The organism is Zhongshania sp. (genome assembly GCF_041584495.1).
Lineage (GTDB): Bacteria > Pseudomonadota > Gammaproteobacteria > Pseudomonadales > Spongiibacteraceae > Spongiibacter.
In genome coordinates this window covers 1-14,729 of sequence record NZ_JBFHDY010000035.1, presented here as the reverse complement: position 1 = coordinate 14,729, position 14,729 = coordinate 1, and the positions used below count along the sequence as shown (strand labels likewise).

Here is a 14,729-nt window from a genome sequence, read left to right as displayed (position 1 = left end):
AAAATCTCCCAGAGAATAAATGTTAGGTTTCGCTGAGGGCGCTTAACGCCCCTTAAAAACAGGACTACGCTTTGCCAAGAACGCGGCAATTGCTTCGGCGGAATCCTCGCTGGCCAAGCAGACATTTTGCGCTTTGGCTTCGCAAGCCACCGTTTCATTAAATGATTGCGTAGCCGCGTTACGGAGCAGTGATTTTGTTTCGCGCAAGGCGATAGGTGCACGCACGGCAAGCAGCCTGGCCCACTCTTGCGCTGTTTCCAGCACTTTATCGGCGTCGGCTAACTTAGTCACCAAGCCCGCTTCTAGGCAACCCGCCGCGTCGAGCTTGCCGCCTTCTGCAAGCAACTGAAAGGTGCGTTGGTAACCCAAACGACGCAGCAAACTCCAGCTAGCACCGCCGTCTGGCACCAAACCAACATTGCTAAACGCCATAACCATGCCGGCATTATTTGCCATCACCGACAAATCGCAATGCACGGCGATCGCCGCGCCGATACCCGCCATAACACCGGGAATTGCGGCAATAACTGTTTGGTCCATGGTCTCAATTAAACGCAAAATTGGCCCGTACTCGTCCAGTATCTGGCGCTCTACAGTTTGCCCCGGCACAAGGCCTTCTGAAAGATCTGCACCAGAAGAGAAGCCCCGCCCCCTCGCTGCCAAAACCACAACCCGAATCGTTGGCATGGCGGCAACTTGGGTGAAACTGGCAAGTAATTCAGTACGCATCTGCCGATTAAAGGCATTCAGCGAATCCGGCCTATTAAGAAAAATAGTGGCAACATGGCCATCTACTGCAAGGTCTACCACTGGTTTGTCACTCATAGCCTGCATGTCCTCTGTCGGTATCAAAACCCCGCTGCGCGCAGCGCACAGGGTTACACGCTTAACTGAGTACTTAACGCGGCTGCATACGAATTGCACCATCCAAGCGAATAGCTTCACCATTCATGTATTCGTTTTCAGCAATCATCACTGATAGGTGGGCAATTTCATCCGGACGGCCAAGACGCCGTGGATTCACCACGCTATTTTCTAGCGACTTGTATGCTTCTTCTGGCAGAGTTTCAAACAAGGGCGTGTGGATCAAGCCTGGAACAATGGTGTTCACACGAATACCATAAGAGGCTAAGTCCCGCGCCATTGGCAATGTCATACCGACAACACCACCTTTAGAGGCGCTATAAGCCAACTGACCGACTTGCCCCTCGTAAGCGGCCACCGACGCTGTATTTATAATGACACCACGCGCATTCACACCGTCATATGGCTCGTTTTTAGCCATTTGCTCGGCAGCCAAGCGCGCGACGTTAAAAGTGCCAATCAAATTAACATTGATGACGTGTTTATAGGCGTCGAGTGGAAATGGCCCATTTTTACCCAAGGTTTTCACCGCATTACCAATACCCGCGTAGTTATTACAGATATGAATTGCGCCTAACTTGGCCATGACTTCAGCAATGGCTGTACTCACAGACTCTTCATCAGCGACGTTTACATTGTGAAAGCTCACATTATCGGCGCCCAATTCAGCAACAATGGCTTTGCCACGATCTGCGTTCATATCAAAAATAGCGACCTTGCCGCCTTTAGCCACATAGGCGCGCACGGTGGCTTCTCCTAAGCCTGATGCGCCACCAGTAACAATTGCAACTTTACCGTTAATGTCCATGAGTTTTCTCCTACTGTTATGAGTGTGGAAGGTTAAGGAATCAGCGCTTCTCAAAAATTGAGCGCGCTATAATTTCTTTCATGATTTCAGACGTTCCCGCCAAAATACGACTAATACGTGCATTGGCGTAAAGATTACAAATTTCATATTCTTGCATATAACCGGCGCCACCATGTAATTGAACACCTTCATCGACCATCCGCCCCTCTACCTCTGAGCAGTATAGCTTAGCCTTAGATGCCGAATCTGCCGTTAAACGACCTTCGTTATGCTGGCTTACGCACTGATCGACAAACGCCTGGGCAACATCGAGTTCAGTGCGCATGGCCGCCATTTTAAAACGAGTATTCTGCTGTTCCGACAGCGACTGCCCAAACACTTTGCGGTCTTCCACAAACACCTTGGTTAACTCAAAGGCACTCTGTGCGGCGGCCAGTGAGATACATGCCGTAATCAAGCGTTCTTCTGCCAAGCCCTGCATCAAGTGGTGCATACCCCGCCCCACCTCACCTAATACGTTTGCTTTGGGTATTTTAACGTCGGTGAAAAACAACTCAGCCGTATCCTGCGCTTTCAAGCCCAATTTATCTAAATTGCGGCCGCGCTCAAAGCCGTCCATGCCGGCTTCAACCAGAAACAAGGTCATTTCTCGGGGCTTTTCTGGATTGGTCTTGGCCGCCACGATTACTAGGTCGGCCAGAATGCCGTTTGAAATATAAACTTTAGAACCATTCAGCAACCAATGCTCGCCTTTATCCTCAGCGCGCGACTTCATACCCGCCAAATCACTGCCAGCATCAGGCTCGGTCATCGCAATAGCGAGAATACGCTCACCGCTAACGCAGTCAGGAATAAAGCGCTGCTGCTGCTCAGGATTACCAAAATGCTTTAAATACGGCGCAACCAAACGGCTATGGAGAGTGTGAAAAAGCCCAGCTTCGCCATAAAAACCATCTTCTTCAATCATGATCTGCTGATAGCGGAAATCATTGATATCGAGACCGCCAAACTCCTCAGCGGCCCACGTCAGCAAATAGCCCTGCTCACCCATTTTTTTAAATATCTCGCGGGGAACAATACCCGCCTTGCGCCACGCATCCCGAAAAGGCGTAACTTCCTTCTCTAGGAAGCGCCGGTATGCGTCGCGGAATTGATTCTGCTCTTCCGTAAAACAATCTCTTTGCATAGTGATCCCTGCGAATAAGCATTTTATTAAAGTGCATCGAGAAGCTCTGCCTGCAAGTCGGTAGAGATGATTGACACCCTAAAAATGTGCGGCTTATTCTGTGCTATAGCAGGCCAAGGGGACATGTCGCTAGAGAACAAAAAAAATGACATTTTCTTACACTGACGCGACAAAGCCTGCACATCCAGTCGCATAAATACCAAGACGTTTGTAGGGAAAAGAGGTGGCGGGAACTGGCTACGCCAGCCCGCCGGGGTACTACTTATGCTGCACTAGAAATAACAGGGTCTTGCTCGGCGGTGTCTTCACCTCCAAAGGCCTCTAATACCGCCGGAATAAATTTAGCAAATTCGCCGGTCATAATATTGAAATCCACATCGAACTGCTCAGCGGCGCTATCGGCACTGGTTTCGCCTAGTTTTTCCTGAACAAGGTCGCCAAAGCTCAAACGCTTGATCGTCAACTGGTCGTCAACAATAAAATCGATATCCCCTACCCAATGCAATGCCAGCTTATTAACGAACATACCCGCGTGAATGTGATTATTAATCTCAGTGGAGCAAAGGTTTTGATTTTTACAGCGAATCACTGCGCTTTCGTCGGCCTTGTCGCGCAATTCACATTCGCCACCCAGCTCAAAGCCCTTGGGAGCACTGCCATTGGTCAGCCACTCGGTCATGGCGTGCTGAGCAACATTTTTTGCCTTAATCGGAATAACCGGCAGACTACCCAGCGACTCGCGCAATAAAACCATTAATTCTTCCGCCTTATTATGTGAGCCCGCATCCACAATCAACAAACCCTCTTGGGGCGCAATATAGGCAAAAACACGATTCGAGCGTGTAAAGGCGCGGGGCAGCAGAGAAAAAATGATTTCTTCTTTTAGGTCTGTGCGCTCTTTACGGCCAGGCCTGCGGTCTTCTTGAGATTTAATTTCCTCGAGCTTGTCGGCCAACACGTCGTTAATGACCGCTGCGGGGAGAATTTTTTCCTGCTTTTTGGCGCAGACCATAATATAGCCATTAGCACTGTGCACATATTGGCTACCCTGACTGCCCAGCGGCATGGTCCAGCCGTAACTAGAGGGGTCTTGACTATTACAGGGTGAAAAGGCCATTTCGCCTAATTTTTGATCAACCTCATCTGCAGTGAGGGTAAATGGCTTGGTAAAACGGTATATAAGAAGATTTTTAAACCACATGTATCGCAATGCCTGTGTAACGATAAAAGAAAATGTTCGCCGTCATTGTAGTGCTTTATGGCAGGGGGAAAACCAAGAACACAACATTATTGGCAAATTTATACCTAGCACTGCCACCGGCTACTGCGCCGCGCTCGCCGCAAACTCCCCTGCCATCTTGGCGCAGACAGCTTTACTTAAATAGCTTACGCAGACGGCGGCAAGGCGAGCATCAGGCCGATTCTCGCACTGCCAAACATCACTATTGAAACTCTGACCATTCAGTTCACAGCGCCGCTCCGCCTCGTCAAGAAGCAGCTTTTGGCTTTGCGCCAACCACTTATCAATGTCTGCTTTCAATTTTAACTGCATCGACGCCGGCGCTTTCTCTTGGCCCCCAACACTATGGCGCTGCCACGTGATAATGCGCGCCCGACTTTGGCGCTGCCAGCTCTGCCATAACTCGCTCAAACCTGGCACTTGGCCATCCTGGGCAATGGCCTTGTTTTCACTTAAATCTGCTAACAACACCTCTTTTAGTGTCGCAAGCACATCTGCCGACACAATACTGCTGCCCAAAACCGCCGAAAAGTGCTTATTTAAGCGGGTCACTTGCCATTCATAGCGACCGTTGATGCGGTCATACAACTCGGCGCTCGGGAGTGTTTCCGCCTCAGCCCCCGACTGGCCAAAACGTACGTATTTTGGCCCCTCATCATCAACCTGAATACCAATACTAATCCGTGTGCCAAGCAGGTAACGCGCATAAAACCGCAGGTCGCCATAATGCAGTTGGCTTACATCACCGTGCCGCAGCCACTGCCCTTCGTACAGGGCATCAACACTAATCTCAATTTGACTAACCACGCCGTGGCGATAAAGCGTAAAGCGGTAAAAGGCGCCACTATTATCTAAGTCGGCGGCGGCAATCGCCAATACGGACGCCGGAAAATCCTCGCTCAAGGCATAAAACACCGCTTGATCACAATCGTAGGCATAGACGTTCAACAGCGCTTGCGGCGCCGTTAAATTAGGCATTATTTTGCAGTCACCCAAGATATCGACCTCGGTAAAACTAGCCGGCTCATAATAAAAATAATGAACCGGCTCTCCCACTATTTGAAAATTAAAATACTGGCGTTCAACAACATACTGTCTGCCCTCGCTGCTGGTCGTGGATATTTTCACTATGCCCCTAGGCACCCCAGCTTGATAACGAAGATCAACTTCAAACGGGCCGGATAAAGGGCGACGAATCTTGACAAACGCATGGTCTGCCCCGGCAGGGCTAATATCTCGGCGATATTGGGTATAAGTGTTTTCACCCACCATCGTCATACGTTGCGGCGCCTGAAAGGGGTGACACTCACTATAAGCGGCCGCCCAATGACTGACCTCAGCGCTGGCCAATACACGCTGCTCGGCATCAAGTATAGCGAAACCACCGGCAAATCCGAGTTCATTCTCCTCCGAATCTAAACTAAAATCGCCCGTTAGTAGCAGCTGCAGCCGCCCTCCGTGGGCATCTTGATAGAACTGCCGGAGCTCGCCCCGCAGCGGGAAGCCTGCCTCGTTAAATTTCCCACTAAAAACTGTATCAAGCTTATCGCCGTAGATCACGGTACCTTGCCTAAATAAGTCACCACGATATTCACCACTAAAAACCGGTGAGGGTTGGCCTTCGGCACTAAAACGACGCTGTTCAGCATGATGCGCGCAGCCACTTATACCAAACACAAGCAAACATCCCCATAGAATGCTGCTGAGTTGCTTAATCATTAACGTCCCCATCACCCAAAAGTGCGCCTGAATAGTCGGTTTTAGCGCTAAACCATCATAACTCAAGCAGTTTAATTTGATTTGACCCAGTTCCCAGCTTTACTTTACAGGGCTGACCATGACATCTTCAGCACCGCAAATTAACATGGGAATTCATTTCACGATGACAACAGCCTTAGTCAGTATTTTAGTCGCCGGAATCATCTGTCAGTGGTTGGCTTGGCGCTTTCGCCTCCCCGCTATTGTGCTGCTCGCCGCCTGTGGCTTGGTACTTGGGCCGATTAGCGGCTGGATTCAACCCGCTGTCGACTTTGGCACCGGCCTCACCGCCGTCACCTCGCTGTTTGTCGCAATCATTCTCTTCGAGGGCGGACTCAATCTTCAGTTCCATGAATTACGTGAAACAGCACAAGTAACCCGGCGCTTAACCTCTATTGGCGTTATTTTAGCGTGGGCAATCGGTATTGCCATGGCCCACTGGGTCGGTGGCCTGAGTTGGGCGGTATCAGCCTTACTTGGCGCCATATTGGTGGTTACCGGGCCAACCGTCATTATGCCCCTATTAAAACACGCCAAGCTCAACCGCCGCACGGCATCCTATTTGAAGTGGGAGGGCATTATCAATGACCCCATTGGCGTGCTGTTAGCGGTACTGGTTTACCAATACCTACTTTACTCAGGCGAAGGCCCTGCCCTGCAATCGATTCTCGCCAGTCTCGGCTTAGCCCTCGGAGTCTCAGTCGTGCTCGGCGGTGGCGTTGCCTATAGCTTGGGCCACGCATTTCGCCAGGGCTGGATTCCTGAATACCTAAAAGCGCCCTCGATCATCGCTGCAGTACTCGCGGTTTACGCCCTATCTGACCTCGCCCAACACGAATCAGGCTTACTGGCAACGACCTTAATGGGCGTGGTAATGGGCAATATGCGTCTGCGCAGCTTAGATGAAATGCGCCGCTTTAAAGAATACATCACCATTATTTTGGTCTCATTTTTGTTCGTGGTGCTCACCGCCTCCCTCACCATGGACTCAATACGCGCCATTCACTGGCAACTCATTGCCATGGTGCTTGGCTTTGTTTTTGTGGTTCGCCCCCTGGCCGTATTTCTTGCCACCATCCGCACCGACTGTAGCTGGCAGGATCGCGTGCTAATGGGGTGGATCGCCCCGCGCGGGGTTGTCGCCGCAGCGTCCGCTGGCGCTTTTGCACCAGCACTCATTGATGCCGGGTTCAGCGACGCCGAGTATCTGGTGCCGGCGGTGTTTATGCTTATTTTCACAACCATCATTGCCCACGGTTTTTCCCTTGGCCCCCTCACCAAACTATTGAAATTGGGATCGGCTGGCAAAGGCCGAATTCTCATCGTTGGCGCCTCACCGTGGACCGTTGAACTGGCTAGCGCCCTGAAAAAAATCAACCAAGATGTGGTTATTGCCGATACGGAATGGGGCCGACTGCAATCTGCCCGCCAACAGGGAATAGACACGTGGTTTGGCGAGGTGCTGTCTGATTTGGCCGAGGAAGCCATGGCCTTAGACAATATTTACACCGTGCTGGCCGCAACAGGCAACAACCATTACAACTCAATGGTATGTAACCACTTTGCGCCCCACCTTGGCCGCCACCGCGTGTTTCAGCCCTACGACAGCGGCTATGAACGGCACAATCGCGTGGTGTCCGAAACTCGACGTGGCATTACCGCCTTCTCTGCCAATATCTCTTTTGCCGAGTTGTGGACCCGAATGATTCGTGGCTGGGGTATCCGCAAAACGATTATTACCGAGACTTACACCGAAAAAGACTTTTTGGCCAAGCTACCTGAAGATGCCGTGCGGCTTGCCATTATCCCCGAAAGCGGCAAACTGGAATGGCTAAGCCAAAAACCCCGTAAACTGCAGCCCGGTGATACAGTTATCAGTTTTGTACCACCAGAGTCAAACGCCGAGGCCGTCGAGCCCGCCGTTTTAACTTAAGCTAATTACCTCAGCCAGCGCCATCACCTGGCTATTCAAGCGGCAAGCTCACAGCGCGTGCGCTGTGAGCTTGCCGCGACCAAAGACAGCTCGTATTTAGAAAGGAAGCCCTGTGTTTCTCGACCGGATTTCAAATAATCTTTTTAAACCCTTGGCATCAAAGAACGCTCGGCTCTACGGTATCGGGCTTCACGCCCTCTACAAACGACTAATTGAAAGCCAGGAAAGCGGAGACGAATGCACCCCCAAGGAAGCAAAAGACTGCATTCGGCGCGAACTGTTTAATCAGTCGCAAACCATAGAATGGCAAGACGAAGATGAGCTTATTGCCGATACCGACACAGACCTGGCCGGCCGAATTTACAATCGTCTCAGAGACACCGACTGGCTAATTGAAATGGACGAAATCGGCTATCGCCGAATTACCTCCTTTCCGCCCGACGCGGCCCAACTGCTCAATGCCCTGTCCAGCCTCGGCGAACAAGGCGAACTCGATCTCGGCAGCATCTGCTTAGGGGTTTATTCCAGCTTAAAGAATGTGCTGGAATCACCCCGCGAAAATGCGCACCTAATTAGTTTTGCCGCAAAAAGTGCAAAGACATTTTACGCAGAAGCTTCCGCATTATCGTTTACCACCCGCGAACTGGCCTACCGCATGCTTAATCAAAGCAAGAGTTCGGAGCAACTCGACACTTTCTTTAACATCTTCATCAACCAAGTTTTTACTCGCGACTACAAAACCCTGCACAGCAAGGACAACCCCTACCGCTTTCGCGGCCGAATACTAAGCCAGTCTGCCGAAATCGCCTTTGACAGCAGTGTATTAAACGAAGTCGTAAACGGAATTCTCAGCACCAGAAACGAAGCCAGCGCCGAATCAATACAAGATGAAGTGCGTGCTGAGCTGCAGGCCATCACCAGAGTATTCACCAATATCCCCACACTGATGGAAGGCATGGAGCGCTACCGCCGGTCTATGACTCGCCGCACCAGAGAAGCCATTCGCTACTCATATCGGTCCACGCCCGATATTGGTCGGCGCTTAGACGGCGTTATCGGAAAAATTGTTAGCTGCAGTGCAGAGCAATTTCCGGCGCCCCTTGTCGACGACACGTTCTTAGCGTCCCACCGGCTCTATGAACGACCAGGAAAAAAGGACAAAGCTGAAGCCACAGCCCTTTCTAGACCACCGCCACCACTTGAGCAAATCGCACGAGACCGGGCGTTCAAAGCCTATCTCCAGCGCCGTATGGACAACCCCGTTAGGCTCAAAAACTACTTAGAAAAAAACCTCGGTGACAACGCCAAAATAACGAGCTGCGATATGCAAATCGACAATCTTGACGACCTATTGGCCTACCTTGAAGTTAGAAAATTAATAGCGGGCTCCCAATCGAAAGGCGGCAATTACGCCGCATTAGCACAGCAATTTAATATTCAAATCAATCCCGGCCACATTACCGAAAACGAATATGTTATCGCCCCACAACTCGTAATCCAAAGGGTAGAAGGATGCTGAGAGAATTTGAAAAAATCGTCGACACCAATTCCAACGGCATCGACGCCGCAGCGCTTAAAGCTGTTGCCGCAAGACTGCGTGAACGGCAATTTATTTTCAAAGAAAGCCGCGCACTAGGACGTACTTATGACATTCTGGTCAGCCAGCAAGACTATTTCGAAGACCTCTTTGCCGCCTTTGGCGACGAGTTCTTTGTCGACAATCACTTTGGCTACTGCGGCATTATCCCCAAGGCCAACCGTCCCGGCCTCAATCAGCTGGAAACTATTTTTCTGCTGATTTTAGCCAAAATGCACGACATGGAATGCCGTAAAGCGCGCTCTGAAAATGGCCGCAGCCAACCTAGCGAAGCCATCTTGTTAGATGAATATTGCCTTGCTACCGGTCGAGCGAAGCCCAAGCCGCGCGACACTAAATCCGCATTAGACCGCCTAAGAAAAGCCGGTGTAATCGAACTTGGCAAAGTCAATGAACTGTCTGAAATGCAAGAAATCACTATCCTGCCGTCCATCATGCGCGTGGTTAGCGCCAATTACCTCACCGCACTAAGCGCCTTTACCGACAGCCCCGCAAGTGACGACGATCAAGACGAGGATAAATCAGAGACCGAAGCCGAGGACAGCCAATGAAAATAATCACCCACCGCCTCATGCGAATATCACTGGTTAACTGGTATCTTTTTGAAAGCGACGACCTTAATATCAATGGCGAATCGATCATGCTTACCGGTAGCAATGGCGCCGGAAAATCCACCATTCTCGACGCCATCCAAACCATCCTTGCCGGCGCCGACGAAAACAAGCTGATGTACAACGCAGCGTCTTCAGATGGGCGAGGTTCAGGCCGCTCAATTCGCTCATACGCCCTTGGCGAAGTTACCGAAGATAGCGGCAGCAACGAAAAATGCGAGCCCAGGCAAGTTGCCAACACCTATATAAGTCTGTGCTTCCAAAAGCCAAACGGCGCCTACTACAGTTTTGGCTGCGCATTCTATGCCCGACAAGATCGCAGCAGCATCGACAAATACCTATTTTTAATTGACGGCTACGCCCTCTCAGCAAGCGACTTTTTACAAGACCAATCGGTATTGCCCTTCAAAGACTTTCAGCAACGCTTAGCCAGTATGCCCGGCAAAGCCACCGTTAGCGCAACCTCAACCGAGTTTCGCGATCAGGCCTGCGTCATGATGTCGGCCATGGGCGCCCATGCGGCTATTTCGCCAGATGTGCTATTTCGCACTATCAGTCAGGGCTTGCGTTTTCAACCGCAAAAAAACGTGACCGAATTTATCCGCAATCACATTCTGCCGAGCAAAAATATCGATGTGGTTCGAATCGAAAACGATTACCGGCAATACCAAGACATTCTTAAGGACATCCAAAACGCCAAAGACCGTCTTGTTCGATTCAACGCTATTATCAAGCACTTTGACGCCTACAAAAGTCATTCTATAAAATCAGTGGCCTGTGAATGGGCATCGCGAGAAGCACAAGTTTGCAAGGCCGACTTACGTTTAGAGAGCCTAGAAGAACAGCGAGACACGACGCTCACCGAACAACGGCATGAAGATACGCAATACGCTGAATTAGAAGACAAGCTCACCAAGCTTGCGTCAACGCGCGACCAAGCACTGACAGACAAAAATGATTCCGACTTAGCGGCTAAGATCGCCCTTTATCGCGAGCGTCTTGATCGCGTCAACACCGACATCAAGCCGTTGACGACCGTCTTAAATGAATGTCGGCGCAGCTTGAGCGCGATAGAGGCAATCCCGCTAAGCAACGGCATTGACGCCGCTAATCGCACTGAACTCCAAACCGTAATTAACGACATTCAAGCCTGCACAGCCTTCGCCAAAGAAGACGTTTTTAATACGTGGCCCCAGAGTGAGGCAACGCTCAAGCACACCTTTGCTGCCGTCGAAAAGCTCGCTACACCTCTAACCAGCCTAGCCCAAAGGGTGAGCGATTTAGACCGTAAAAACAGCGAATATCAGAGTACAATCCAATACCTAACTGACGTTCACAAAACCCTTAAAGCGGGCCAAGCCAGTCTCAAACCACAAACCCAGGCCGTCATCCAGCTCCTCAAAACCCATGACATTCAGGCAAGCCCAGTGTGTGATATGGCAGAGATCAGTGACGGTGAATGGCAGGAGGGAGTCGAGCGCTTTTTAGGTGTTTGGAACCGCGAGGCCTTGTTGATCGTCAATCCCGACGGCGAACCCGTCGACACGCCGACACTTGAACGCGCTCTCGCTATTTACCGCCGGGAGAAAAACACCAACCCGCGTTTGCGCGCGGTAAAATTATTAAATCCAGGAAAAATTCGCGCCCCGAAAAACACCCCAAAAAACGGCACCGCCGCAGCCCTAATCGAGGCCGACAATGTCGTTGTACGCAATTATCTGCAAGGGCTATTATACGACGTTGAGCTGGTCAACACCGAGGCCGAATTGCGCCAGTGCCACCGAGGCATCACCAAAGATGGCATGACCGCCGCAAACGGCACCATCAGCGGCGGCAATACCATTGAGTTTATTTTGTTTGGCCAAGCCGCGCGCCAGTCGCAAGCTGAAAAGCTCCATCAAGATCTTGTTAATACCTTGCAAGAACACACTAAGGTCAAAGACCTGTTAGGCCCACTCAAAGACATCAGCAACGAGCTAAGCCGCCACAAAATCGAACTACTAAAACAGCAAGACCAGACAATCGCGAGCTTCACCACCCTTCAGCAGCTAAAAAAAGACGCCCAGCATTTTCAAGACTTAATAAAAGAACTGGAAGCCGACGACAGCTTTGCCGCACTTGAACGCCGCTTTATTGCAGCAGACAAGGCCTGCACAGAATATCGCAGTGCCATGGCGACAGCCCAGCAGCGGCGCGGCGAATTGCGCATGCAACTGCAGGAAATTGAGCGAAGTATCCCGCCATTAAAAGAGGAAATCGGCAAGGCGGCTACCGCCCGCGCCACCATTGAGTCACAGCCATTTTTTGACCAGCAGGCCTCCTCGGCGATGTTTGAACAATTGGCAGAAAAGTATAATGAAGACTTCGACACTATTCAGAATGACGCCTTCGCCAAGGCGAGAAATCAGGAGCGCAAGGCGACCGAAGCGAAAGAAAATGCCAACCTAGAACTCAGTGAACTTGTGCATCGTCACGACTTGGAAGACAAGACTGAGCTAGTCGCCCTACCACCGCTTGACGCACTCAGCCGCTGTAGGGAATACGCCGACGCCATTGAAAGATCTGAGATCGCCGTACACGAGCACATTGCGGCAGAAACCCGAGAGATGATGATTCAGCATTTCCGCAGCGAAATCGCCTCAAAGCTAAAAGACAATATGACCGGCTTGCAAGGCACCTTCGACACCTTAAACAGCGCACTCACCCACTTGCACTTTAACAATACCCGCTTCAAATTCACCTCCCAGCTCGTTGAGATTGACACCCTCAAAGACGTGTATGCTTACGTCACGTTACCCGACGAAAGCCATATTCCCGGCGGACTCTTTGACGACGCGCAAGATCACCCAGGCTTGATGATCATTGAGGAAGTCATTACCGATGGGCGCCTGCATGAGATTGCCGACTACCGCAATTTTTTTAGCTTTGACATCCAGACAATCGACACCGAAACCGGTGCCAAGCGCCGCTTCTCAGACCTATTGAAAACCGGATCAGGGGGCGAACAGCAATCGCCATTTTACGTGGCCTTAGGCGCGTCGTTTATGAACGCCTACAAGCTTCGCAAGCAAGGTGACAGTGGCGTTATTGGCGGCGCCTCTTTGGCTATTTTTGATGAAGCCATGTCAAAAATGGACAGCGTGAACACCGCCGCGGCTCTCCAGTTCTTTCAGAGTCTCGGCCTCCAGATTATTCTGGCCGCGCCACCTGAAGCCTCGGTAAAAATCGCCCCCCATATTGACCGCACCATCACGGTAATCAGAGCAAATTCTCAGGTCTTTCTGGATAATCACCGCCATACCGACGCAGCAAAACTGTTGCTGGAGAGTGACAATCCGATTATTCACCCGGAGCTGGCGAATACCTTTATGGCTGCCGTGGAGCAAGAATTTGGACGCTAAGGCCCTCGCCCATAGCCTCTTGCTGCAATGTCTGAAACGGCTAAACAAAACGAGTGCGCTGGTGTGCGAAGGCAAAATCAATATTACACCCAGAAGTCACAACGACTACCTCACGGCCTCAACCCCCGATCGGCTAGCCGCCCACGACTATTTAAATGCGCTTGCGAGGCAAGTTCCCCAGCTTCAGATTTGTTACCACGCCGAGGGCTTTGACGAAATACCAATACTCAAAAGTATCGTCATCGGCAATACCCGCGCCGTGCTAAAAGCCCTAAATATTGACGTCCTCGCGGAGGTCATTGAAGCTGACATACAGTTGCTGCAAACCCAGCTTCTAACCGCCCCGAGCTGGCTTCAAGACGCATTTCGCGAGCTTGCTGACACGTGGCGAAATAGCAAAAGCATTCATCGCTTTTCAAATAATCGCAAAGACGCCCTGCTTCTCGGCATTCGCTTTGCGAGCTGGCTAGCCGCGCAAGACAATTTGAATATCGATTTTCGAACCGCAAGTGTAAAGGCCTTCGGCGACTCTAAAATCTTAGAAAACAATCTCCCCGCTATCACCGACGTTTTAATATTGAGTGGCCGCCACGATCTAAGTATCGCGTACAGCCACGTTGAGATCTTGGCCGAATGGGGCGTCAGCAAATTTTCCCCGCTGTTGCGCATCCGTGGCAAGTGCCGTCTAGAGCTACGCAATTCAGCAATTTCTACACTGGGCGCCACGCCCTATATTGCCATGCCGCTTGAACAATTGACGGCTATATCCCTTGCCAGCCCTAGTCCTTATATTTTGTTGATTGAAAACTTAAGCAGTTTTGAACGCTATTGCCGAGAAATCGACGACGACGGCGTAATCATTTACACCTCTGGCTTCCCGCCAAGGCAATGGATCGCACCAGTGCAGCGCCTTATTGCAGGCGTTCAGTGCCCAGTATACCACTGGGGCGACATAGATCTTGGCGGCTACCAAATACTCGCCCACCTAGATCGCCAGCTTGACGGAAAGGTGATTCCCTTTCGTATGTTTAACGAGCCAGCATCAAATGAAAATAGAATAGATTTAAAGGCACTCACCGATACCATAGCGGCGGCAAGCAATCCGCATATCAGCCACCTTCACAAGCTGATTAGCGAAGCGCTCAAGCAAAACAAGGTCGTCTGCGGCGTCGAGCAGGAATCTCTTGACCCCGTGTCACCCTTACACTTTGCATGACAAACCATAAACCCGCATCGACATTTTCAATCATTAACGGTAAAACAAGTTACATCTAGCCAACCTACGCATAATATAAATACTAGGAGCTCGTTATGAAATCACTTCGCACCCC

At 50.8% G+C, this 14,729-nt stretch carries 10 protein-coding genes; 5 read left to right on the top strand and 5 right to left on the bottom strand.

The genetic code is table 11. The features are described 5' to 3' along the window. Positions 1–42: 42 nt before the first annotated feature. The 5 genes from ABYP33_RS08110 to ABYP33_RS08090 all read right to left on the bottom strand — a co-directional run bounded on the left by ABYP33_RS08110 (position 43) and on the right by ABYP33_RS08090 (position 5,817). Positions 43–825, bottom strand: a complete 783-nt coding sequence (locus tag ABYP33_RS08110) for an enoyl-CoA hydratase/isomerase family protein (RefSeq protein ID WP_373090252.1) — start codon at positions 823–825, stop codon at positions 43–45. A gap of 73 nt (positions 826–898) precedes the next feature. Continuing rightward, entirely contained in the window at positions 899–1,672 is a 774-nt protein-coding gene (locus tag ABYP33_RS08105) for an SDR family NAD(P)-dependent oxidoreductase (protein WP_373090251.1), read from the bottom strand. A gap of 40 nt (positions 1,673–1,712) precedes the next feature. After that, positions 1,713–2,858, bottom strand: a complete 1,146-nt coding sequence (locus ABYP33_RS08100; protein WP_373090250.1) for an acyl-CoA dehydrogenase family protein — start codon at positions 2,856–2,858, stop codon at positions 1,713–1,715. Positions 2,859–3,120: 262 nt separating this feature from the next. Then, complete coding sequence (gene rdgC, locus ABYP33_RS08095) at positions 3,121–4,059, bottom strand: recombination-associated protein RdgC (RefSeq protein WP_373090248.1); 939 nt, start codon at positions 4,057–4,059, stop codon at positions 3,121–3,123. Positions 4,060–4,179: 120 nt separating this feature from the next. Then, positions 4,180–5,817: a hypothetical protein gene (locus ABYP33_RS08090; RefSeq protein WP_373090247.1), complete on the bottom strand. Its 1,638-nt coding sequence runs from the start codon at positions 5,815–5,817 to the stop codon at positions 4,180–4,182. Positions 5,818–5,980: 163 nt separating this feature from the next. Here ABYP33_RS08090 and ABYP33_RS08085 point away from each other — a divergent pair, with 163 nt between their 5' ends. The 5 genes from ABYP33_RS08085 to ABYP33_RS08065 all read left to right on the top strand — a co-directional run bounded on the left by ABYP33_RS08085 (position 5,981) and on the right by ABYP33_RS08065 (position 14,614). Then, a complete protein-coding gene (locus ABYP33_RS08085; protein ID WP_373090246.1) occupies positions 5,981–7,789 on the top strand; it encodes a cation:proton antiporter in 1,809 nt (602 codons plus the stop codon). Positions 7,790–7,901: 112 nt separating this feature from the next. Further along, positions 7,902–9,308: a Wadjet anti-phage system protein JetA family protein gene (locus ABYP33_RS08080; RefSeq protein WP_373090245.1), complete on the top strand. Its 1,407-nt coding sequence runs from the start codon at positions 7,902–7,904 to the stop codon at positions 9,306–9,308. Next, entirely contained in the window at positions 9,302–9,937 is a 636-nt protein-coding gene (locus ABYP33_RS08075; protein ID WP_373090244.1) for a DUF4194 domain-containing protein, read from the top strand. The genes ABYP33_RS08080 and ABYP33_RS08075 overlap by 7 nt, the downstream gene beginning before the upstream one ends. Beyond that, positions 9,934–13,398: an SbcC/MukB-like Walker B domain-containing protein gene (locus ABYP33_RS08070; protein WP_373090242.1), complete on the top strand. Its 3,465-nt coding sequence runs from the start codon at positions 9,934–9,936 to the stop codon at positions 13,396–13,398. Before ABYP33_RS08075 ends, ABYP33_RS08070 begins: the two co-directional genes overlap by 4 nt. Beyond that, positions 13,388–14,614, top strand: coding sequence for a Wadjet anti-phage system protein JetD domain-containing protein (locus ABYP33_RS08065; protein WP_373090241.1), 1,227 nt, complete (start codon positions 13,388–13,390; stop codon positions 14,612–14,614). Before ABYP33_RS08070 ends, ABYP33_RS08065 begins: the two co-directional genes overlap by 11 nt. Positions 14,615–14,729: the final 115 nt, after the last annotated feature.